The 21,976-nt window shown below is 62.6% G+C and carries 20 protein-coding genes and 2 tRNA genes; 9 read left to right on the top strand and 13 right to left on the bottom strand.

What is annotated here, in order from left to right; genetic code table 11:
• Positions 1 to 4: 4 nt before the first annotated feature.
• The 6 genes from uxaC to ACFFUC_RS06170 all read right to left on the bottom strand — a co-directional run bounded on the left by uxaC (position 5) and on the right by ACFFUC_RS06170 (position 6,198).
• Positions 5 to 1,396 (bottom strand): glucuronate isomerase, encoded by a 1,392-nt coding sequence (gene uxaC / locus ACFFUC_RS06195; protein WP_377684533.1) that lies wholly within the window; start codon positions 1,394 to 1,396, stop codon positions 5 to 7.
• Between the two features lies 1 nt (position 1,397).
• Positions 1,398 to 2,690, bottom strand: a complete 1,293-nt coding sequence (locus ACFFUC_RS06190) for a TRAP transporter large permease (protein WP_377684531.1) — start codon at positions 2,688 to 2,690, stop codon at positions 1,398 to 1,400.
• Complete coding sequence (locus ACFFUC_RS06185) at positions 2,687 to 3,178, bottom strand: TRAP transporter small permease (RefSeq protein ID WP_377684529.1); 492 nt, start codon at positions 3,176 to 3,178, stop codon at positions 2,687 to 2,689. Before ACFFUC_RS06185 ends, ACFFUC_RS06190 begins: the two co-directional genes overlap by 4 nt.
• Positions 3,179 to 3,247: 69 nt before the next feature.
• Positions 3,248 to 4,225, bottom strand: a complete 978-nt coding sequence (locus tag ACFFUC_RS06180; protein WP_377684527.1) for a C4-dicarboxylate TRAP transporter substrate-binding protein — start codon at positions 4,223 to 4,225, stop codon at positions 3,248 to 3,250.
• A 21-nt stretch (positions 4,226 to 4,246) separates the two neighbouring features.
• Positions 4,247 to 5,482, bottom strand: a complete 1,236-nt coding sequence (locus tag ACFFUC_RS06175) for an AGE family epimerase/isomerase (RefSeq protein ID WP_377684526.1) — start codon at positions 5,480 to 5,482, stop codon at positions 4,247 to 4,249.
• Positions 5,483 to 5,487: 5 nt separating this feature from the next.
• Positions 5,488 to 6,198, bottom strand: a complete 711-nt coding sequence (locus ACFFUC_RS06170) for a GntR family transcriptional regulator (RefSeq protein WP_377684525.1) — start codon at positions 6,196 to 6,198, stop codon at positions 5,488 to 5,490.
• A 435-nt stretch (positions 6,199 to 6,633) separates the two neighbouring features.
• Here ACFFUC_RS06170 and ACFFUC_RS06165 point away from each other — a divergent pair.
• Positions 6,634 to 6,708 (top strand) — tRNA-Gln (locus tag ACFFUC_RS06165).
• 398 nt (positions 6,709 to 7,106) lie between these two features.
• Here the strand turns inward: ACFFUC_RS06165 and ACFFUC_RS06160 are convergent.
• Positions 7,107 to 7,181, bottom strand: a tRNA-Gln gene (locus ACFFUC_RS06160).
• A gap of 95 nt (positions 7,182 to 7,276) precedes the next feature.
• On the opposite strand from ACFFUC_RS06160, the gene ACFFUC_RS06155 reads away from it, so the two are divergent.
• Positions 7,277 to 8,473: a BaiN/RdsA family NAD(P)/FAD-dependent oxidoreductase gene (locus tag ACFFUC_RS06155; RefSeq protein WP_377684524.1), complete on the top strand. Its 1,197-nt coding sequence runs from the start codon at positions 7,277 to 7,279 to the stop codon at positions 8,471 to 8,473.
• Positions 8,474 to 8,513: 40 nt separating this feature from the next.
• Here the strand turns inward: ACFFUC_RS06155 and kdsA are convergent, their stop codons facing one another.
• The 3 genes from kdsA to ACFFUC_RS06140 are packed head-to-tail and all read right to left on the bottom strand — an operon-like array spanning position 8,514 to position 11,816.
• Entirely contained in the window at positions 8,514 to 9,347 is an 834-nt protein-coding gene (kdsA, locus tag ACFFUC_RS06150) for a 3-deoxy-8-phosphooctulonate synthase (RefSeq protein WP_377684522.1), read from the bottom strand.
• Positions 9,344 to 11,179, bottom strand: coding sequence for a KpsE/RkpR family capsule polysaccharide export protein (locus ACFFUC_RS06145; RefSeq protein ID WP_377684520.1), 1,836 nt, complete (start codon positions 11,177 to 11,179; stop codon positions 9,344 to 9,346). The genes kdsA and ACFFUC_RS06145 overlap by 4 nt, the downstream gene beginning before the upstream one ends.
• On the bottom strand, positions 11,163 to 11,816 hold the full coding sequence (locus tag ACFFUC_RS06140) for an ABC transporter ATP-binding protein (RefSeq protein WP_377684518.1): 654 nt from the start codon (positions 11,814 to 11,816) through the stop codon (positions 11,163 to 11,165). The genes ACFFUC_RS06145 and ACFFUC_RS06140 overlap by 17 nt, the downstream gene beginning before the upstream one ends.
• Positions 11,817 to 12,057: 241 nt before the next feature.
• On the opposite strand from ACFFUC_RS06140, the gene ACFFUC_RS06135 reads away from it, so the two are divergent.
• Together ACFFUC_RS06135 and ACFFUC_RS06130 are read left to right on the top strand one after the other, a co-directional pair.
• Positions 12,058 to 12,642: a uracil-DNA glycosylase family protein gene (locus ACFFUC_RS06135; protein WP_377684516.1), complete on the top strand. Its 585-nt coding sequence runs from the start codon at positions 12,058 to 12,060 to the stop codon at positions 12,640 to 12,642.
• Positions 12,639 to 13,391: an SseB family protein gene (locus ACFFUC_RS06130; RefSeq protein WP_377684514.1), complete on the top strand. Its 753-nt coding sequence runs from the start codon at positions 12,639 to 12,641 to the stop codon at positions 13,389 to 13,391. Before ACFFUC_RS06135 ends, ACFFUC_RS06130 begins: the two co-directional genes overlap by 4 nt.
• 136 nt (positions 13,392 to 13,527) lie before the next feature.
• Here ACFFUC_RS06130 and mepK read toward each other — a convergent pair whose 3' ends face one another.
• Entirely contained in the window at positions 13,528 to 14,088 is a 561-nt protein-coding gene (mepK, locus tag ACFFUC_RS06125; protein WP_377684513.1) for a peptidoglycan L,D-endopeptidase MepK, read from the bottom strand.
• A gap of 336 nt (positions 14,089 to 14,424) precedes the next feature.
• Between mepK and ACFFUC_RS06120 the strand changes: the two genes are divergently transcribed.
• From ACFFUC_RS06120 to ACFFUC_RS06100, 5 genes are all read left to right on the top strand, one after another.
• Positions 14,425 to 16,068 (top strand): L,D-transpeptidase family protein, encoded by a 1,644-nt coding sequence (locus ACFFUC_RS06120; RefSeq protein ID WP_377684511.1) that lies wholly within the window; start codon positions 14,425 to 14,427, stop codon positions 16,066 to 16,068.
• Positions 16,069 to 16,097: 29 nt separating this feature from the next.
• Positions 16,098 to 17,183: a UDP-3-O-(3-hydroxymyristoyl)glucosamine N-acyltransferase gene (locus ACFFUC_RS06115; protein WP_377684509.1), complete on the top strand. Its 1,086-nt coding sequence runs from the start codon at positions 16,098 to 16,100 to the stop codon at positions 17,181 to 17,183.
• 12 nt (positions 17,184 to 17,195) lie between these two features.
• Positions 17,196 to 17,459 carry an acyl carrier protein gene (locus ACFFUC_RS06110; protein WP_377684507.1) on the top strand — a complete coding sequence of 88 codons (264 nt, stop codon included), beginning with the start codon at positions 17,196 to 17,198 and terminating at the stop codon, positions 17,457 to 17,459.
• Between the two features lie 92 nt (positions 17,460 to 17,551).
• The gene (locus ACFFUC_RS06105) at positions 17,552 to 18,781 is read left to right on the top strand and encodes a beta-ketoacyl-[acyl-carrier-protein] synthase family protein (RefSeq protein WP_377684756.1); all 1,230 of its coding nucleotides are present in this window, start codon (positions 17,552 to 17,554) and stop codon (positions 18,779 to 18,781) included.
• A 127-nt stretch (positions 18,782 to 18,908) separates the two neighbouring features.
• Positions 18,909 to 19,232 carry a 2Fe-2S iron-sulfur cluster-binding protein gene (locus ACFFUC_RS06100; RefSeq protein WP_377684505.1) on the top strand — a complete coding sequence of 108 codons (324 nt, stop codon included), beginning with the start codon at positions 18,909 to 18,911 and terminating at the stop codon, positions 19,230 to 19,232.
• A gap of 138 nt (positions 19,233 to 19,370) precedes the next feature.
• On the opposite strand, the gene ACFFUC_RS06095 is transcribed toward ACFFUC_RS06100, so the two are convergent.
• Both ACFFUC_RS06095 and typA read right to left on the bottom strand, forming a co-directional pair.
• The gene (locus tag ACFFUC_RS06095) at positions 19,371 to 20,009 is read right to left on the bottom strand and encodes a hypothetical protein (protein WP_377684503.1); all 639 of its coding nucleotides are present in this window, start codon (positions 20,007 to 20,009) and stop codon (positions 19,371 to 19,373) included.
• Positions 20,010 to 20,093: 84 nt separating this feature from the next.
• Positions 20,094 to 21,911: a translational GTPase TypA gene (gene typA / locus ACFFUC_RS06090; protein ID WP_377684501.1), complete on the bottom strand. Its 1,818-nt coding sequence runs from the start codon at positions 21,909 to 21,911 to the stop codon at positions 20,094 to 20,096.
• Positions 21,912 to 21,976 lie beyond the last annotated feature (65 nt).

The following is a 21,976-nucleotide window of genomic DNA, read 5'->3' as shown; positions in this document are numbered from 1 at the left end:
GTCCTCAGAGCCGGTAGCCGTCCCGTGCGAGTCCACCCGCAAGAAGGCGCGCGAGCGTATGGGCTTCGTCCTCGTCGAGGCGGTGGGTGACGACGAGCTCGGCCAGAAAGGCGGAATCCGCCCTGCGGCTGACGTCGTGGCGTGCTGGGATCGAGCACAATGCGCGGGTATCGTCGTTGAAACCCACGGTATTGTAGAAGCCCGCCGTCTCGGTCGCCATTTCGCGGAACCGCTTGATCCCCTCGAAACTGTCGTGAAACCACCAGGGCGGCCCCAACCGCAACGAGGGATAGGCGCCCGCCAGCGGGGCGAGCTCGCGCGCATAGGTCGTCTCGTCGAGGGTAAAGAGGATCAGTCGCAGGTCCTGTTCCATGCCCACGGCGTCGAGCAGCGGCTTGAGCGCCGCGGTAAAGCTGACCGGCTGCGGGATGTCGAAGCCGCGGTCGCGACCGTAGCGGGCGAAAACCGCCGCGCTATGGTTGCGCAAGGAGCCGGCGTGAAGCTGCATGACCAGACCGTCCTCGACCGACATCCGCGCCATTTCGGTAAGCATCTGAGCACGAAACAGCTCGGCCTCGGCGGGGGTGGCGCGGCCTGCGCGGATGCGCGCAAAGAGCTGCGCGGCCTCGGCTGCGGGCAGGTCGGCTGTTTGGGGGGTCGGGTGCCCGTGATCGGTCGCCGTGGCCCCCATCGCGCGGAAGAACGCGCGGCGGGCGCGATGGGCGTCGAGATAGCCCTGCCAGCTGCCGGTATCGCAGCCGGTGAGTTCGCCCAGGCGGTCGAGATTGGCGGCAAAGCCTTGCGTCTCGGGGTCGATCACCGCATCGGGGCGATAGGTCGGGACCACACGGCCCGACCAGCCGCTGTCTTTGGCCATCTGGTGCCAGCCGAGATCGTCGAGCGCGGAATCCGTGGTCGCGATCACATCGATGCCGAAACGCTCGTAAAGCGCGCGCGGACGGTAGTCGGGCAGGGCGAGCCGCTCGTTGACCGCGTCGTAGATCTCGTCGGCATTGTGGTGGGAGAGCCGCTCCTCGATGCCGAAGACCTGCGAAAGGGAATGGTCGAACCAGAGCCGCGAGGGCGTGCCCTGAAACAGGTGGTACTGGCTCGCGAAACGCCGCCAGATCGCGCGCGGATCGCTGTCGGCATCCGGCCCGATGCCGAGATCCTCATAGGCCATGCCCTGACTGATGAGCATACGCACGACATAATGGTCGGGGATGACGAGAAGCTCGGCGGGATTGGCGAAAGCGCCGTTCTCGCCCCACCAACGCGGATCGGTATGGCCGTGGGGCGAGACGATCGGGGCCTTTTCCACCGCGTGGTAGAGGGCGCGCGCGATGTCGCGTGTTGCCGGATCTGCAGGGAAAAGGCGGTCGGGATGAAGCAACATGTCAGTGACCCATCATCATGTCGGGCAGGAACATCACGATGCCGGGGAAGCAGATCATGATCGCGACCACGGCAAAAACCGCGAGGGCAAGCGGGATCAGCTCGGCGGTATATTCCTTGTAGGAGACGTTGAGGATGCCGCAAACCGTGAACATCGAGACGCCGACCGGGGGCGTCATCCCGCCGAAGGTCACCAAGGTCATCATGATCAGGCCGAAATGGACCGGATCAATCCCTGCCGCCGTGATCACCGGCACGAGAATCGGGGTGAGCAGCATCACGATCACTGTCGCCTCGACCAGCATGCCGAAGACCAGCAGGAAGGCCGAGATGGTAAAGAGCAGCGCGATCTTGGAGCTGAAGAGGCCCATGGTCAGCTCGGCGAGGGTCTGGGGCACGCGCTCGAAGGTGATGACATAGCCGAAAGCGCCCGAAAGCAGGATGATGAACATGATCATGCCGATATCGCGCACCGACAGGAGCAGCGCATCGACAATCGCGGCAAAGCTCAGTTCGCGGTAGATCACGACGCCCACCACCAGCGCATAGGCCACGGCGAAAGCGCCGGCCTCCGAGGGGGTGAAGATGCCGAAGCGGATCCCGACGATCAGCCAGACCGGAAACAGGATCGCCCAGAAGCTGGCTTTGACGGCGGCTACGACCTCGGCAAAGGTCGGCAGGCGGTCGCTTTGGGGTTTATAGCCGCGTTTGCGCGAAACCCAGGCGGTGGTGATCATCAGCGCGATGGTCAAAAGCACGCCGGGCACGATCCCCGCGATAAAGAGCCGCCCGATCGAGACTTCGCCCAGAAATCCGTAAAGGATCAGCCCGAGGCTCGGCGGGATCGTTGCGGTGATCAGCCCGCCGACGGACAGAAGGGCGGCGGTAAAGCCTTTGGAATAGCCCTCCTTGATCATCGGCCCGCCGAGGATGCGCGACTGCATCGCGGCATCGGCGACCGCAGAGCCGGAGATCCCGCCCATCAGCGCCGAAAGCAGAAGGCTGACCTGCGCCAGACCGCCCCGCATCCAGCCCGCCAGCGTCGAGGCGAGCAGCATCATGCGCGGCGTGATGCCCGATCCGTTCATCAGATGGCCGACAAGGATGAAAAGCGGCACGGCCAGAAGCGGAAAGGACTGGCTGGCGGCAACGATCCGCTGCACCGCCGTCGCATCGGGCATGAAGGTCGTGGGCAGCAGGAAGTAGACGAGGCTCGCCACGCCGATCGAGAAGGCGACCGGCATGCCGATGACCATGAGCAAAAGCGCAAGGCAAAGCAGGATGAAGGAAATCATAGCAGTTGCTCCTGATCACGGGTCTCCGGCTCGATCGAATGGAGCAGGCCGAGACCGGCGATGCGGCGGATGAGCGAGATGATCATCAGTGCGCAGCCGACCGGAAAGGCCAGCGTGACCCAGCCGTAGGACAGACCCGATGCGCCCATTTCGCGCGCCCAGTTCGACATGGCGAGCTTCCAGCCGAGCCAGCCGCAATATCCGAGAAAGCCGAGGATCAGCACGATGCAGACCAGATGGAGGATCCGGCGCAGATTGGGCGAGACCGCATCGGGCAGTGCCGAGATGCGGATATGCTCGCCACGCTTCATCACGAGATCGGCCCCAAGCATGCAGGTCCAGATCAGCAGCAGTTGTGCGATCTCGGGACCCGACGGCACCGGATGGCCCATCGAGCGGCCGACCGCCCCCACCAGAACGGCAGTGACCGTCCCCGCGAGAAAGACGACGGCGGTGATTTCCTCGACCTTGTCGAATAGTTTCAGCATGGTTCCTCCCTGCTCGTTCTTGCGCCTTTGGCGGCGGGCGCGGCAGGTCGGCCGCGCCCGCCCATGCGCTTATTTTGCCGCGTCGATGAAGGGTTGCAGTGCGGCGCGGGCCTCTTCGAGGCCGAGGTCGGCATAGACGCTTGCGGTCAGTGCCTTGAACTCCTCGGGGTTGACCTCGTTGACGACCATGCCGCCGGCCTTCATCTCGGCCAGAACCTCTTCGCCTTTGGCGACGGTTGCGGCCGAAGCCTCGTCACCGGCGCGGGCCAGTTCCTCGACCAGAATGGTCTGGTGCTCGGGCGAGAGGTTCTTGAACCATGCTTCCGAGGTGGTCAGGCCGGTCACGAGCTGGACGTGGTTGGTGAAGGCGAGGTTGCCCGTCACCTCGTGCAGCTTGATCCCGTAGGCGCCGGTCAATTGCGCCTCGGCCCCGTCGATCGCCGCAAGCTGGAGGCCGGAATAGACCTCGGACCAGGGCATCGGCACGGCGGTCGCGCCCATCGCATTCACGGTTGCAAGCCAGCCGGGCGCGTCGATGGTACGCACGCGCACGCCCGCGAGATCGGCGGGTTTGGTGACCGGCGCTTTGGTGAACATCTGGCGCGTGCCCTGGAACCAGTTGTAGTTCAAAAGCCGCAGTTGCGCCGACGAGGCCAGTTCTTCGACCCATGCCTTGTAGGGCTCGGAATCGGTGATGGCCGCATATTGCGTCCATTCGTCGACGAGATAGGGCGCCGAAAGGATGCCGAGCTCTTTCTGGAAGGGGGCCAGTCGGCCCGCATCGACCAGAACCGCGACCGCCGCGCCGTTACGGATCTGTTCGAGCACGTCATTGTCCGAGCCGAGCTGCGAGGAAGGATAGACGGTGACGTCGATCTCGCCCTTGCTGCGCTCCTCGATACGGGTCGCGGCGGCCTCCATGGCGATTGCCAGCGGATCGGTCGCGTTTTGCGACGTCGAAAGCGCGAATTTGATCTCCGCCATCGCGCCCAATGCACTGCCGCACAAAAGCAGTGCCGAAAGTCCCAAAGTCCTGATCGTCAACATCTCTCTCCCTTTTGTTGATAGTCAGCCGTGTTTTTCCCCCGGCCATAACCCCGCACGGACGCCCTCCGTCAGCGCCAGTACAAGATGATAGACCAGCCGCGTCAGCGTCTCGGGCCAAAGAACCGAGGCGTCCGGCGCAAGCTGGTTGCGCCAAAGCCCGCCCTCGAACCAGCGTTCGCACATGAGGATGAAAAGCGCCTGCGCGCGCGCGCCCATTGCCGCTTCTCCGGCGCTATGGCGAATGGCGAAAGCCTTGATCGCCTCGGTCTGGGGCCAGAGCAGCAGATTGTTTTCAAGCACCGCGCCTGCAGGGGTGATCGCATCAAGCGCCGCACCGGCCAGAGGGCCGTCGGTCGCGATCCCGTGGCGGTCCGCAAAGGCGCACAGCTTTGCGGCGATGCCGCGCAGCCTCCCGTCCCCCGAGAAATCTGCCTCGCGGTTCAAAAGCCACGCCCATTCATATTGATGCCCCGGCTCGCGGCGCAGGCCCGCATCGCCCGGGGCCTGCGACAGATCGGGAGCGACCCATTCGCGGATGCTGCCGCTTTGGGCATCGAAAAAGTGGCGCAAAGCCAAAGCGCGCAGATCTGCGGCGCGGGCCAGCCAATCGATGCCGGTTTCCCCGCATGCCATCTCGTGAGCCTGAAGATAGGCCTCGTAAAGATGCATATGAGGGTTTTGCGAGCGCAGCGGGGCATCGGGCGCTGCCGGATCGCTTACGCCGTCATCCTCGATCAGGAGGCCGGTTGCGGGATCGGTCAGGTGCCGGTCGATCGCCGCGAGGCAATCCGCGATTTCACGGTCCAATACGGCCGAGGGCGACAGCCGCGCCCATGTCGCCAGGGCCAGAAGCACGAAGCTTTGGTCATAGCTGCGCGCCAGCCCATCCGCGACGCGCCCCGTCGGCTGCCCCGCGTGGGTCAAGGCGCGGCAATAGAGCCCGTTGCCCTTGCGGTAGCGCGCGAGCACGCCATATTGGCGCGCTGCGGCCTGCACAAGCGTGGCATTGTCCTCGGTGAGCATGGCCAAATGGGCGAGCGTAAAGAGCATGCGTGCCTGTGTCAGTACCGTCTTGTCGGCCAACGGATCGGGCCGGCCCTGCGCGTCCAAAGCATCGAAGACGCCGCCGCCGACAGGATCGCCGACCCGTGCAAGCCATTGGGGCAGCCAGTCATGGCGGAACCGCAAGGCGAGTGTCGCGGCTTTTGCGGCGGTACCGGTCTTGGGGGCTGGGGCGCGCTGTGCGTCAAATTGCATCTGCGTCAGACCATTTTGTCCAAAGCGTCCAGACCCGAAAAGAGCCCCGCCTGCGTCGCGACAATTCCCGGCAGATCGACCACGATCTCGTGCAGATGCAGGCGCATCGCGTGATCGGCCCGCGCGGCGTCCCTGGCACGGATCGCTTCGACGATCTCGCCATGCTGGCTGACCAGACGCTCGCGCGAAAACTGGCGCGCGCTGATATGGCGGACACGGTTCATCTGGGTCTTGAGCGTCTCGAGGTGGTCGGCGACGGCGGCCTGATCCAGCAGCTCGGCCAGCGCGCGGTGGAACTCCTCGTCGAGGCGCATGAATGCCTCGCCCGGCGCATCGGGGCCGAGCGCGCGTTGTTCGTCCATGGCCGCATCCAGCCGCGTGATCATGGCGTCATCGGCGGTCTCCGCCAGACGGCGGGCAATATCGGCTTCGACCGCCTCGCGGATGAAGCGCGCGGTCATCACTGCGGGTAGCGAGATCAGGCTGACGAAGGTGCCGCGCTGGGGGCGGACCTCGACCAGCCCCTCTTCGGCCAGTTTGATGAAGGCCTCACGCACCGGCTGGCGCGATACGGCATAGGCGCTGGCGATTTCGGTTTCGGAAACGCGCATCCCGGGCGCAAGCTCGCCGCGAATGAGGCGCTCGCGCAGGATGCGGTAGAGCTGCGGTCCGACCGCCGCGCCTTGTTCGAGATTGGTGGCGAGATTCGTCTTCATCTTCGGTCTCCCTGCGTTTTGGATAGCCGTGTTCTTCCATACTAGTCAACAAATTTTGCGCGAGATCTGTGTGACTTACCCGCCTTCACCTACAGGGCCGAATGCGGAAAGCCAGAGGAAGACGGGGGATAGGGATCTTGCCCGGGCGAGGGGCAGGCTTTGGGAGATTTGGTCCTGCGGATTTTGGCGGGGAAACGATGCGCGCGTGCTGCGGTTGGCCTTCACAAGGGGGCTGCGGGCTTGCAGGGCTACCGGCGCGAGGGGTTCAAGCGTATTAATGCACGGAACATGTCTATTTATACCCAAAGATAACAGCAACTTGCCGAGATTTTCTAAGGCGGAGGCAAAGAAAATACGATTGTTTTCGATTTCAGGTGAAATCTTGTCTTTTGCGGGGTTGCAGCCACCCGAGAGGTTGGCTAGATAGTCCGCAGTTGGGGCGTGGCCAAGTGGTAAGGCGTCGGTTTTTGGTACCGTGTACCGTAGGTTCGAATCCTACCGCCCCAGCCAAATTTTCCAAAAAACATGAACGCGGATAATGCTGCCGGCTGGCAATGCCCGCTGGTTTTGCCGTTAGCGATGCTCGTGATCGCCGAGTGATCAGCGAGACTGGTGCATCGGTAAAATCCCAAGATACCGAATGAAGCTCCGTCCGATCATGCCCCGAATTGTTCCGGCGCTTTCCCGATACCCGTCGAAACGGCCCGCCTAAGTCCGGCGGGATTGCGTGCGGTTGGGAGGTCGCGATCGCCTGGCCCGACACCGAAGAATTGCGGCGGGGGATAGGGGAAAATTTAGACGGTAACCCAAGCGCAGGTGCTCATGGGGTTGCACCAAAAAATTCCCGACATGCCTTGGACGGCTCGGTCTGCGCCGAAGCGCTTAGTCACTGCAATTCAAGAAAGATCTGGCTGGGGCGGTAGGATTCGAACCTACGGTACACGGTACCAAAAACCGACGCCTTACCACTTGGCCACGCCCCAACTGTGAGGCTGTATCTAGCCAAGCTGTTCGGCGGCTGCAAGCCCATTCGGGAAAAAATCTTGTCGAAACTGTGACACCCCGATATGCGGCGCATATGAATAGTGTGAACATTGCAATTCTTGGTGCCGGCGCTGCCGGTTTATTCTGTGCAGGCTCTCTGGCGGGCTCGGGCAAGCGGGTTATGGTGCTCGATCATGCCGCGAAACCCGGAGAGAAGATCCGGATTTCGGGGGGCGGGCGGTGCAACTTTACCAATCTCGCGACCAGCTATGAGCGGTTCCTCTCGGCCAATCCGCGTTTTTCGGCTTCGGCTCTGGCGGGCTATAGTCCGCGCGATTTCGTTGCGCTGATCGACCGCGCGGGGATTGCCTGGCATGAAAAGACCCTCGGGCAGCTTTTTTGCGACGGAAGTGCGCGCCAGATCGTCGATCTTTTGCTCGAGCGCATGCGCGGGGCCGAGCTGCGGCTTGAATGCGGGGTTCGCGGGCTTCATCACGACGGCAGCGCCTTTGTCATCCACAGTACCGACGGCCCGATCCGCGCCGATCAGGTTGTGGTCGCGACCGGCGGCCGCTCGATCCCCAAGATGGGGGCGACCGGCGTAGGCTACGAGATCGCGCAGAGCTTTGGTCACGCGCTGATCAAGACGCGGCCCGGTCTGGTGCCTTTGACCTTTGCCGAACAGGATCTGAACCTGTGCAAGCCCTTGGCAGGCGTCGCTCTGCCGGCACAGACCAGCCACGGAAAGGGCAAAGCGCAGACGCGTTTTTCGGATGCGTTGCTTTTTACCCATCGCGGGCTGTCCGGCCCGTCGATCCTCCAGATTTCGAGCTTCTGGCGACCCGGTGAGGAAGTGAGCGTCGATCTTGCGCCCGAGGCGGATATGGCGGCGCTGTTGCGCGGCGCGCGCGGGCAGCTGGGACGGGTGCAGGTTGCGACGGCGCTCGGCAATTGGCTGCCCACGCGTTTGGCCGATTCGGTTGCGGCGGAACTGGGATTCGCGACCAAGCGATTCGCGGATCTCTCGAATCGCGACTTCGATCAGATCGCGGCGCGAATCAATGCCTGGCGCCTGCGTCCGGTCGGCTCGGAAGGGTGGCGGACCGCGGAAGTGACGGTCGGCGGCGTCGACACCAAGGGGATTGATGCGCGGAGTATGGAAAGCCGCCTCCAGCCCGGTCTGTTTTTCATCGGTGAGGTCGTCGATGTGACGGGCTGGCTTGGCGGCTATAACTTCCAATGGGCCTGGGCCTCCGCCGAAGCGGCAGCCAAGGCCATCTTGCGGGGCTGATACCCGATCCCGCGCCGCGAAGCGCCGGATCAGTTCCGCTTCAGCGCATGACCGGATCGGATTTCGCGAGCCGGTCGAAACGGGTCAGCGATTCGATCAATTCGGGCATCTGCTCGAGCCGGATCATGTTCGGACCGTCGGAGGGCGCGTTGTCGGGATCCTCGTGGGTCTCGATAAAGACGCCGGCAACGCCGAGCGCGACGGCGGCGCGCGCCATGACGGGCGCGAACTCGCGCTGGCCGCCCGTCGATCCGCCCTGACCGCCCGGCTGCTGCACCGAATGGGTTGCATCCATAATCACAGGATAGCCGGTGCGGGCCATGATCGGCAGGCTGCGCATATCGGTCACAAGCGTGTTGTAGCCAAAGCTCGCGCCGCGTTCGGTCAGAAGGATTTTATCATTGCCGGTCGAGGCAACCTTGTCGGCGACATTGGGCATGTCCCAAGGCGCGAGGAACTGGCCTTTTTTGACGTTGACCACGGCACCGGTTTCGCCTGCCGCCAGTAGGAGATCGGTCTGGCGGCTCAGGAAGGCGGGGATCTGCAAAACGTCGACGACTTCGCCTGCGGCACGGGCCTGAGGGATGTCGTGAACATCGGTCAGGACCGGGCAGCCGAACTCGTTGCGCACCGCTTCGAGAATGGCGAGCCCTTCGTCGATGCCGACGCCGCGGCGGCCCGAAAGCGATGTGCGGTTGGCCTTGTCGTAGCTGGCCTTGAAGATGAAGCCGGTCCCCGATTTTTCGCAGGCCTTTGCCAGCACATCGGCGATCATGAACGCATGATCGCGGGTTTCGAGCTGGCAGGGGCCTGCGATCAGGCAGAGCGGCAGGTCGTTGCCGAAGGTAACATTGCGGGCGGTGACATGTTTCATGAGGATACCTGTTCGCGAAGGATCGAGGCGGTCAGCGAGAGCATGAGATAAATGCCCGAGAAGATCAGAAAAGCCACGATCGTGTTTTGGAAAGCTTTGGGATAGGTCGCCTGATCGGGAGCGATCGGCGAGATCGAGAGCGAGAGGTAGCGCACCTGTTTGTTCGCCTCGATCCGGGCGGTTTCCATCTGGGCGGCGGCCGCAGCCAGCAGCTCCTGACGGGTCAGAAGGTCGGATTCGGCGATGCGGATCTCGCCGGAAATCGCGGCGAGAGAGCCGCGGGCGGCATTGCCTTCGGTCAGTCGGGCGCGGGTGTCGACCATAAGGCCTTCGAGGCGCTCGATATCGCCGCGCACACCGGCTACGCGGCTGCGGTTGGGGGTGGCGTTGGCCTGAAGCTGGCCGAGTTCCAGCCGCTTGGCGTTGAGCTGGCGCTCGAGCTCGGCGATTTGGGTCATTACCACCGTTCCCTCGGCGGCGGGGTCGAGAACGCCCAGCTTTTGCTGGAGATCGAGTACGCGGCGCTGCGCGACCCGCACTTGTTCCTCGGCATCGCCATAGCTTTCGGCCGAGCCTTTCATCTGGTCCGAGCGCAGGCGCGTCGTCATCTGGTCGACCTGTCCCTCGGCATATTTGATCAGCGCGACCGAAAACTCCTGACTGAGCTTCGGATCGGGGGCGATCACCTCCATATTGATGACGCCCTCGGTCGGATCATAACCGATTTTGACCGATTTTTTATAAACTTTATAAGCTTCTTCGTTGGTGGCATCCGGGTTCAGGCGCTGGATCGGATCGACCGACGGGTCCTGAAACGCTTTTTTGAAGCCAAGCTCCTGATCGAGGCGCAGCATGGCGTCGCGCGAGGTCAGATAGCTTTGCACCGCAACGGAATCGGTATTGGTAGCGAGTTGGGTTCCGCCGAACAGGCCGCCCAAACCGCCCGAGCTCGACTGGTCGGCCTGCTGGATGAGGAATTGGGATTCGGTCGCGTAAAGCGGTGTCGCGACCCAGAAGTAGTAATAGGCCGCCAGAACGGTCGGCAGTGCCACAAAAGCCGACAGCCGCGCGACCAGCATCGCGATCTTGCGGCGGCGGCGACGTGCGATATCGCGCTGGATGCGGTAGATCTCGGCGGCGCGGCGATCTTCGGTCAGTTGCTCGCGCGAGGGCAGGGCCGGACTATCGGTCGGAAGCGCCGGCATGCGGCTTTTGGGAGTGATCTTCGACAAGGCCACCGATGAGCCCGAAGGCGCGGTTTTCTGGGATTTCGTCCCTTCGGTCGACAGCAGCTTGCCGACTTCGGTGCGGTGGAAAGGGTCGATGCCGCGGTCGCGCAGAAGCACGATTGCTTCGTAATCCGATTCGACGGTGATGTCGTTCATCGCCGCAATCCGGCGCGCCATACGCAGTTGCCGGTCGGTCAGGTTTTCGGCGCGAACGGCCGCGATGCGGGCCTCGAGACTGCGCGGCTCGCCCCTGGCCTGCGGGGCGGCGGCTGCAGGCGTGGGTTGGCCCGCCGGTTGTGCGGCATTTTGGGTCGTCCCGAGCGCATCGCCGAATTTCATGTCGCCAAAGCCGTCGTCTTGCGCGCCGGTCGCAAAGAGATCCTCGAGCGGATGCTCGGGCGTTTGGCCGGATGCGGAGGGACGGGTGCCCTGATCGGGTCGCGCATTCTGCGCGGACGCCGCGGCACCGTTTTCGCCCGCGGACTTTTGAACCTCGATGCGGATCTTGCGCTCTCCGGCCGCACCCGCCTCGTCGCGGGCGGCAGCGACAACCGATTCCGAACGGCTGAGGCGGAAAACGCGGGCCTTAGGCGGTGTAGTCATAATATTGTTTCGCCTCGTCGAGGGTTTCAAACATATAGAGCCGTCCGTCACGCAACACTGCGGCAGAGCGGCAGAATTTCTCGATGGTCGAGGCCTGATGCGACACGATTACCACCGTCGAGGTCTTGAGACGATCAAAAAGAACCGCACCGGCTTTGCGGTTGAATTCGACATCGGTGGTCTGGGGCATGGCCTCGTCGATCAGGTAGATATCGAATTCCAGCGCCAACAGCAGCGAGAAGGTAAAGCGAGAGCGCATACCCGAGCTGTAGGTGCCGACCGGCATGTCGAAATACTCGCCGATATCGGTCAACCAGCGGCAAAAGGCTTCGACGTAATCGGGATCGAGGCCGTAAATCCTTGCGATGAAACGCGCATTCTCGTTGGCGCTGTGTTTCGAGACGATGCCGCCCATGAAGCCGAGCGGAAAGGAGATGCGGCATTCGCGCCTGATCGTGCCTTCGTCGGGCTGCTCGAGCCCGCACATCATATTGATCAGCGTCGTCTTGCCGGTACCGTTCGGAGCCAAAATGCCCAAAGAGCGGCCGGGTTCGATGCGGAATGACGCTTGGTCGAGGATGACCTTGCGTTGGGTTCCGGTCCAGAACGACTTGGAAACATTATCGAATTCTAACATCAAACGGCCTCGCATCCGCAGGGCGACCCGAAGCGGGTGAAGCGGCATGAACGTCAAATTAAGTATCCTCCGCCGCGAAGGGAAGGATGAATACCCGTGGGAATTTAGGCGTCGGGGCGGCTGCTGTCCACTCTGGCACCAAAGAGTGAAGGCGTCCTTAACACCGCCCGCTTCAGGCATTGGGTAAAAAGGCCCTGTTTCGGGACTTTTTGGCGCTCCTGCAAGGTCTTATCTATAGGTCATGGAGCTCGAGAACGAAATAAGGGCCTGCCGGCTTTGCGCCGCCCGTTTCGCGGCCAGTGCGACGCATCATGCGCCACGTCCTGTGGTGTGGTTTTCGCCCGCGGCGCGGATCCTGATCGTCGGGCAGGCGCCCGGCATGCAGGTCCAGCAGATCGGGCGCCCCTTTGCCGACCGCTCCGGCGACCGGCTGCGCGACTGGATGGGGATCACGCCCGAGGTTTTCTACGATCAGGCAAAAATCGCGATCGTGCCGATGGCTTTCTGCTTTCCGGGCTATGATGCGAAGGGCAGCGACCTGCCGCCGCCGCGCCTATGCGCCGAGACCTGGCGCGCGCGGGTTTTGGCAAAGATGTCACCGCGCGTGACGCTTCTGGTCGGAGCCTATGCGCAGCGCTGGCATCTCGGGACGGATAATGTCACGCGGACGGTGGCCGATTGGCGCAGCCATGCGCCGCGTTGCTGGCCCTTGCCACATCCGTCGTGGCGCAATACCGGCTGGTTGCGGCGCAACCCGTGGTTTGAAAACGAACTGCTCCCCGCCATGCGCGCCGAGCTGGCCCAAAGATTGAGAGACGAGAGATGACAGCGCTGGATGATCTGAGCCCGATCCCTTTTCACGAAGCCTCCGAGATCGCCCGTGCGCGCATCCTGTCGCGCCTTGCCGATACCGAGCTTTACGTCGCCCTGACCGCCGAGCCGAGCCATGATCGCGCCGAAATGGAGATTTTCGATCTTTCCGGCACGACCTCGGCTTTGGCCTGCGATACCGAGGACAGGCTTGCCGGTTTCTTCGGGCGCGCGGTGGCCTATGCGGCCATGCCGGGGCGCGTCCTCGCCGCGATGCTGGCGCAGGAGGGGCACGCCTTGTTGGTCAATCCGGGTCAGCCCTCCGAGATGTTTCTCGATGGGGGCGCGCTGGACTGGTTGGGGCAGGCGCTTGCCAATACCCCCGACGAGGGCGGCACTTTGCGGCCCTCGTGGATGACCGCTCCCACGCCCGAGGCGGTTTCGCTGTTCATCGAGCCGCTGTCGCAGCGCCTGTCGGATATGGCGGGACTTGCGAGCCGCGCGGCGCTGGTTGCCGCGGTTTGGCCGGACGGGCGGCGCGGGCATCTGCTGCTGATCCACGGCTGCACCGAGGACCGCCGTCCGGCCTTGGCCAAGGCTTTCGCCGAGCTTTTCGCCTTTCTGCCGCCGATCGAGGGCGGGGTCGATGTCGGCTTCTCCGAGGTCGAACTGCCGCAGGGTGCGCTTTTGCTCGAAGTTCCCGAACCGCCTGCGCCAGAGCCCGCGCCCAAACGCGACCCCTCTCTGCCGCCACGTCTGCGCTAAGGACAGGCGGGCCGCATGCTTTCCGGAACATCGGTAGGCGTGAAAAGCAAAACCCGCCTCTAAGGGCGGGTTTAAGCAAGGGGGCTTGGGTTAGTCCGCCGGAACGCTGCTGAAGGGAGGCGAGGGCCCGAGGCCCTTATGCGCCCCAGTGGCGGACAGGGCCGCAATCCATGTGCACGAAGTTCGAGCGCGAGTAGCGGCCGACGCCACCGGCATTGCACGATTGTGCGGCGCGGGTCATTTGCGCAACCGAGCGCGACTTGAGGCGCAGGTCGGCAGCTTTGCCCGACATATGGAGCGAGTTGCGCGCCACACCCGACGATTGCGAGCGGAGCATCGCATTGGTCTTGGGCGAGCGGTAGCCCGACAGCATCATATAGGGTTCGTTGGTTTGCAGCAGGCGGTGCGAGGCCGCAGCCACATCGATCATGCGCGGGTCGATCCCGATCGCCTGACCTGTCCGCCAGTCGCGCATGAAAATGTTGATCTCGTTCAGCGAGTCGCGGATGTATTTTCCTTCGACCCAATAAACCGTGTCGATGCTTTCGCCCGTACGGCCCGAATACATCTTGATACGGCGGATATCACCGGCACCGCGCAAAATACCGAATGCATTGGCCATCACCGGCGCTGCAACAACGGTCGTAGCCGCGAATACACCCAGAACTCCGCGGCGGGAAAGTGTCTCAAACGTCATGTCAGATCGCCTGTCCTGCTTCGTTTGCATTTGCCACTCATTCTGGGTGGCAGCCCGGCTGTATCCGGAACTTGCTAAGAATATGTCACCAACTTCGCGATTACGAAACCGGGATAGTTTCCTCGGAAAGGATTTGGCAAGAATTTCGGCAAAATATTGCCGATATGCCCCCTTCGGCATAGGGTAAGTTATTGATTGATTAAAGCTGTTGCGACTTTGCAACGCGGGGGTGACCAAAATGCCCGTTTTGCCTTTCCCGCCGCAGGGTGCGGATGGATGCGGACAACCGAAACAGGTTAATGTGCCGGAAAACGCGAAGATGAGGAATTGGGCGCAATGATGGGCAGCACAAAGAGACGGGTGATTCTCGCCTCCCTTGCCATGGCGGCTTTCACTTTGCCGGGGCTTGCGCCCGCGCAGGGGATCGAAACGGTGCCTGTTGCTGCGGCCCCCGCACCGCGTCTGGTTTTCTCGGAAAGCGAGATGGCTTTGGCACGCGCAGTCGCGCGCCAGCCGGGGCTTGCGGAGTTCTACGGCACGAACAGCCTCCGGCCGGTTTTCACCGGACCCGAGGGGCAATCGCGCCGCGCCGCCTTGATCAAGGCTGTCGCCCGCGCGCCCGAACACGGGTTGCCGCCCGCGCGTTACGAACCGCTTCGCCTGCACGAACTGGACGGGCAGGGCGGGACCTCGGCCGAGACCGAACTGGCCTTTGCCCGCGTCTTCGCCCGCTGGAGCCATGATGTCGGCGGCGGCATCCTCGATCCCAAACGCGTTGATCCCACCATCAAACGCGAGGTTCTGCGTCCCGAGACGGCCGATCTGCTCAAGGATTTCGCGCAAAGCCCGGATCCGGAGGCGATGCTCGTCGCGCTCGAACCGCAGGATGCCCGCTATAAAGCCCTGCAAAAGGCTCTGGGGGCCAAGGCCGAATTGATCGCGCCGCCCGGCACGCCCGAAGTGGCCGAGGGTGTCTGGAAACTCGGCACGACCGGCGAAGCGGTTGCGGCTCTGCGCGTCCGGCTTGCCTCGATCGGCTTCGATGCGGGTGCGCCCGAAACTGCGGCGACCGTCTTTGACGCGCCGCTTGCGGCTCAGGTCGCGCTTTATCAGGAACGCGCAGGGCTTCCGGCCGATGGCGTTGCGGGTCCGCGCACGGTCGCGCGCCTCAACAAAGGGGCTTCGGCTGGTGATCACGGAGTTCTGATCGCGCTAGAGCGGATGCGCTGGATGGTCGGTCACGATCTTCAGGCACGCAACGTCTGGGTCAATCTGCCCGAATATAATGCGCGGATCATGGAAGGCGGGGTCGAGGTCTTCCAGACCCGCACGGTGATCGGCAAATCGAACGAGGATTTCCGCACACCGGAATTTTCGGACGAGATGGAGTATCTCGTGGTCAATCCGCGCTGGAACGTGCCGCGCTCGATCACGGTCAAGGAATATCTGCCGCGCCTGCAAAGCAACCGCAACGCGGTCTCCCATATCGATGTCGTCGACGGCAACGGCAACGTGATCGCGCGCGACCGCATCGATTTCAGCAAGTACAATGCGAGCAACTTCCCCTATCGCATGCGGCAAAAACCCAGTGACGACAATGCCTTGGGTCTGGTGAAATTCATCTTCCCCAACCCTTGGAACATCTATCTTCACGACACGCCAACGAAGCATCTCTTCAACAATGCCTCGCGCGCCTATTCGCATGGCTGCATCCGGATCGGCAAACCGTTCGATCTCGCCTACGAGCTTTTGCGTCCCCAGACCGAGACGCCCGAGGCGATGTTCCAGCGCGCGCTCGACAGCAAAAAGGAAAGCTGGCTGGCGCTGAAACCCAATGTTCCGGTGCATCTCGTCTATTTCACGACCTTCCCCGACGAGAGCGGCAAGATCCGTCGCTACCCCGATGTTTATGACCGCGACGAGCCGGTCTACGCGGCTTTGATGCGCGCCGGACTGGAAAGTTTCGCCTCGGGCGAGTAAATCCCTCTGGAACACAGGGGGATGCCGATATGACATTGACCATTGCCGATCTTGCGCGGGCTCTGGATGCCCGCTTCTGGGGGGATGGCTCCATTGCCGTGACGGGGGCGTCGGAACCTGCGGATGCAGGACCGAACCAGATCGCTCTGGCGACGGGGCCGGATTACCTGCCCAAGCTCAAACCGGGCGGGATCGCGCTTCTGGCTGAGGGGACCGATCCGGAAGCCTACGGCCAGATTGCCGCCGTTCTGGTCAGCCGTCCGCGTCTGGCGATGGCGGGGCTGACGCGCAGCTTCGATCCGGCCAAAGGTCCAGCGGCCGGCATCCATCCCGCCGCGATCATCGACCCTTCGGCCGAGATCGGCGAAGGCGCGGCGATCGGGCCTTTTGTCGTCATCGGCGAGGGCGTGCGCATCGGCAGGAATGCCCGCATCCATTCGCATGTCTCGATCGGGGATTTCGCGCGGATCGGCGATGATGCCCTGATCCATGCCGGCGCGCGCATCCATCACCGCGTGACGATCGGCGCGCGCTTCATCCTCCATTCCAATGCGGTGATCGGCGGCGACGGCTTTTCCTTCGTCACCCCCGAGAAATCGGGTGTCGAGGAAATCCGCGACAATCTGGGCGAGCGCGCCGAGATCCGCGAGCAGCGCTGGGTCCGCATCCATTCGCTCGGCGGCGTGGAGATCGGCGATGATGTCGAGATCGGCACCAATGCCTGCATCGACCGCGGCACGATCCGCGCGACCCGCATCGGTCGCGGCACCAAGCTCGATAACCTGGTTCAGGTCGGCCATAACTGCGAGATCGGCGAGGATTGTCTTCTGGCCGGTCAGGCCGGCGTCGCGGGATCGACCCGTGTCGGCAACCGCGTGGTTTTGGGCGGCAAAGTCGGCGTTTCCGACAATATCTTCATCGGCGACGATGTGATTGCCGGAGGCGGCACGGACATTTATACGAATGTTCCAGCGGGGCGCGTCATTCTCGGCAGCCCTGCCGTGAAAATGCAAACCCATATCGAGGCGCAGAAAAACATCCGCCGGCTGCCGAGGCTTTACACCCAGGTCGCGCAGCTTCAGGAAACTGTCAAGAACTTGCTCGATAAGGGCTGAATGGAGGCCGATATGACCGCAGACATCCGCGACCGCATCCTTGCGATCATTGCAGAGCAGGCGATGCTCGAACCCGACCAGATCGATTTCTCGGCCTCGCCGCAGGATCAGGGCATCGACAGCCTCGGTCTGGTCGAGGCGATCTTCGCGCTGGAAGAGACGTTCGACATCACCATTCCCTTCAATGCCAACGAGCCCGAGAAGTCGGAATTCGACATTTCGACCATGGGCACGATCCTTGCCGCCGTCGAAAAGCTCGTGGCCGAAAAGGGATGAGCCCGAAGAAATCCAAATTCGACAAGGGCCGCAAAGCCGGTAAGGTGAAGAAGGCCACCAAATTCGCCCGCGTCATGATCGGCCGCGCGATCATGGGCAAGGTCGCGACCGGCGAGCGCCGCGTCGCGATCACCGGGGCAGGGACGGTCAATGCGCTCGGCTTTGACGTCGCCTCGACCTTCGAGGCGATGCGCGAGGGGCGCAGCGGTATCGGTCCGCTCGAATTCCGCGATGTCGAACGTCTGACCATCCGCATCGGCGGTCAGGTGCGCGACTGGAAGGCCGAGGATCACTTCAACCGCCAGCAGATCGTCCTGTACGACAAGTTTACCCAATTCACGATGCTGGCCGCACGTCAGGCGGTCGAGCAGTCGGGACTGGTTTTCGACGGCGATCTCGGGCTGACCTCGGGCGTGGTTCTGGGGACCGCCGCCGGCGGCGTGAACACCTGGGACGAGAATTACCGGACCGTCTATGAAGAGGGAAAGAACCGCGTTCATCCCTTCGTTGTGCCCAAGCTGATGAACAATGCGGCCGCCTCGCATGTCAGTATGGAATACGGGCTTTTGGGACCGAGCTTCACCGTTGCGACCGCCTGCGCCAGCTCGAACCATGCGATGGGTCTGGCCTTCAACATGATCCGCTCGGGAGCGGCGACCGTCATGCTGACGGGCGGGTCGGAATCCATGCTCTGCTTTGGCGGCGTGAAGGCATGGGAAGGTCTGCGCGTCATGTCGAAAGACGCCTGCCGTCCGTTTTCGGCGACACGCAACGGCATGGTTCAGGGCGAGGGCGCGGGCGTCTTCGTCTTCGAGGATTTCGATCACGCGGTGGCGCGGGGTGCCGATATCATCGCCGAGGTGATCGGTTTCTCGATGACCTCGGACGCGCAGGATATCGTCATGCCTTCGGCCATCGGGGCGCAAAGGGCGATTTCGGGCGCGATGCTCGATGCGGGGATCAATCCCGAAGAGGTCGGCTACATCAATGCCCACGGCACCGGTACGGCGGCCAACGACAAGACCGAATGCGCGGCCGTGGCCAAGGCTTTCGGGCCCCATGCCGACCGGCTGATGATTTCCTCGACGAAATCGATGCATGGCCATCTGATCGGCGGCACCGGCGCGGTCGAGCTTCTAGCCTGCCTCATGGCGCTGAAGGATGGCGTGATCGCGCCGACCATCGGCTATGAGGAGCCAGATCCGGAATGCGCGTTGGATGTCGTGCCCAATATCGCGCGCGACGCCAAAGTCGACGTGGTTCTGAGCAATGCTTTCGCCTTTGGCGGGCTGAATGCGGTGCTGGCGCTGCGCCGCGTTTAAGGGCGGTTTGCCCCCTGCAACGCCTGATTGCAGCCCTGGGCTGCAATCGGCCCACGCGACTGCGTGATGGGGCTTTCCATTCGCGATGTGATCCCCTATTTCCGACAGGTCTTTGAAGGAAATGACCATGGCGAAGATTACTTACATCGAGCACAACGGTACGACCCACGAAGTCGACGTCAAACCCGGCATGACCGTTATGGAAGGTGCGCGCGATAACGGGATCCCCGGCATCGACGCGGATTGCGGCGGGGCTTGCGCCTGCTCGACCTGCCATGTCTATGTCGATGCCGCTTGGGTCGACCGTCTTCCGGCCAAAGAGCCGATGGAAGAGGATATGCTGGATTTCGCGTTCGAACCGGATGCCGCGCGTTCGCGTTTGACCTGCCAGATCAAAGTGACGCCCGAGATGGACGGCCTTGTGGTCCAGCTGCCCGAGCGCCAGATCTGACCGCCAGATCTGTGGGTTTGTGCACCCAACAGAAAAAGCCCGTCTCGCAAGAGACGGGCTTTTTTCATGACGCGGTTGATAGTCCGCGCACCATGACGGGATCACCGCATCAGAGCATGGACTGATGCGCGTCCTGCCTTATTCCGGCTGGTTGCGGATGGCGGCTTCATACGGGATGGTTTGTTCGAGGAAAGCTTCGATCATCATCAACGCCAGTTCTTCGGTATCGGTAACCGGACCTTTGTACCACGGGTCGAGACGGCCCTGCGTCAGCATGGAGCTGATGCCCAGAACCACGGCATGAAGATTGGCCATGACGACACCGAGATCGCGGTCGGCCGGAATCTGTCCGAGGGACTGGCTCTCGTGGAGCTTCTTTTCCATGAGATTGCGGATCGAATTGCGGTGCAGGTCGAAATCCGAGCTTGCGGCAATTTCGGGATCGAAAAGGGCCGAGGCCATGACGCGAAACAGCGCGCGATGCATCGAACCCCAAGTGAAATAGGCCCGCGCCAAGGCTTTGATCTGGGCGCAGGGGTTGGCCGGATCCGCGGCGACGACACCCTGACGGATATCCTCGGCCAGCAGGGCCAGACCGTGGTTGATCAGCCCGCCGCGCAAAAGCAGGATCGAGGGGAAAACCTCCTCGATCTCGCTCTGCGGGACTTCGGCCAAAGCCGCCAGCTCCTGCAGGGAATGCGGGAGCTGGCCTGTGTTGTCGAGCGAGCGCAAGGCGATTGCGATCAGCTCCTGATATCTGTTGCCACTGCCATTCATTGTTCGCGTTCCTGTGGGTCAGCTATAGTCTATCAGTTTCGCCACTTGCGGGAAGCGTGAATTGCCGTTGGGTCAAGCAGGTTATCAGCTGCTGCGGGATTCCCGCTTGCGCTCGTGGGGATCAAGGTGACGCTTGCGCAAACGGATGTTCTTGGGCGTGACTTCAACCAGTTCGTCATCGTCGATATAGGCGATTGCCTCTTCGAGCGACATGCGCACGGGCGTCGTCAGGCGAACTGCTTCATCCGTGCCCGAGGCGCGGACGTTGGTCAGTTTCTTGCCCTTGAGCGGGTTCACTTCAAGGTCGTTGTCGCGCGAATGCTCGCCGATGATCATGCCCTGATAAACCTGTTCTTGCGCGCCGATGAACATCTTGCCGCGCTCTTCGAGGTTCCACAAAGCATAAGCCACCGAAACGCCGTCTTCCATCGAGATCAGGACGCCCTGACGACGACCCTGGATCGGGCCTTTATAGGGGGCCCAGCTGTGGAAGATGCGGTTCAGAACGCCGTTGCCGCGCGTATCGGTCATGAATTCGCCCTGATAGCCGATCAGGCCCCGCGAGGGGACATGGGCGACGATGCGGGTTTTGCCGTGACCGGCGGGCTTCATCTCGACGAGGTCACCTTTGCGCGCGCCGGTCAGTTTCTCGACCACCGCACCGGTGTACTCGTCATCGACATCGATGATGGCTTCTTCGATCGGCTCGAGACGCTCGCCGTTTTCCTCGCGGAAGATGACGCGCGGACGCGAGATCGACAGTTCAAACCCTTCACGGCGCATGTTCTCGATGAGAACGCCCATCTGGAGTTCGCCGCGACCCGAAACGATGAAGGCATCGCCGCCGGGCGTGTCTTCGATCTTGATCGCGATATTGGTCTCGGCTTCTTTCATCAGGCGGTCGCGGATAACGCGCGACTGGACCTTGTTGCCGTCACGACCGGCCAGCGGGCTGTCGTTGATGCCGAAGGTGACCGAGATGGTCGGCGGGTCGATCGGCTTGGCCTGGATCGCCTCGTTGACCTCGAGCGCGGCCAAAGTATCGGCCACGGTCGCTTTCGACATGCCTGCAATGGTCACGATGTCGCCGGCGACGGCTTCGTCGATCGGCTGCTGGGTCAGACCGCGGAAGGCAAGGACCTTCGAGATGCGGAACTGCTCGACCTTGTCGCCGTTGCGCGACATGGCTTTGATCGTGTCGCCGGCCTTTGCACGGCCCGCTTCGACGCGGCCCGTGAGGATGCGCCCAATGAACGGGTCGGCGCCAAGGGTGGTCGCCAGCATTTCGAAGGGCTCGTCGATGCGCTCCATTTGCTTGGGCGCGGGGACGTGTTCGATGATCAGATCGAACATCGCCGAGAGGTCGGTCCGCGGACCGTCCACTTCGCGATCCGCCCAGCCACCGATGCCCGAGGCATAGAGGTGGGGGAAGTCGAGCTGCTCGTCATTGGCGCCAAGGTTGGCGAAGAGGTCGAAGACCTCGTCCAGCGCGCGATCGGGATCGGCGGCCGGCTTGTCGACCTTGTTGAGCACGACGATCGGACGAAGCCCGAGCGCGAGCGCTTTCGAGGTGACGAATTTGGTTTGCGGCATCGGGCCTTCTGCAGCATCAACCAGCAGGCAGACACCATCCACCATCGACAGGATCCGCTCGACCTCTCCGCCGAAATCGGCGTGGCCGGGGGTGTCAACGATGTTGATACGCGTGCCTTTCCATTCGACGCTGGTCGCTTTGGCAAGAATGGTGATGCCGCGTTCGCGTTCGATGTCGTTGCTGTCCATGACCCGTTCGGCCACGGCTTGGTTCTCTCGGAAGGAACCGGATTGCTTCAGAAGCTGGTCGACCATGGTGGTTTTGCCATGGTCAACGTGAGCGATGATCGCGATGTTGCGAATGTCCATCAATTCTGGCCTTTCAGGATGTAGCGCCCCCCTAACGCAGAAGGCCCGAAAACACCAGAAGAAAT

Origin of the sequence: Paracoccus cavernae (genome assembly GCF_042430175.1) — a bacterium.
GTDB classification, from domain to species: domain Bacteria; phylum Pseudomonadota; class Alphaproteobacteria; order Rhodobacterales; family Rhodobacteraceae; genus Paracoccus; species Paracoccus cavernae.
Note: the sequence above shows the minus strand (reverse complement) of the source record. Positions and strands in the feature narration are given on the sequence as shown.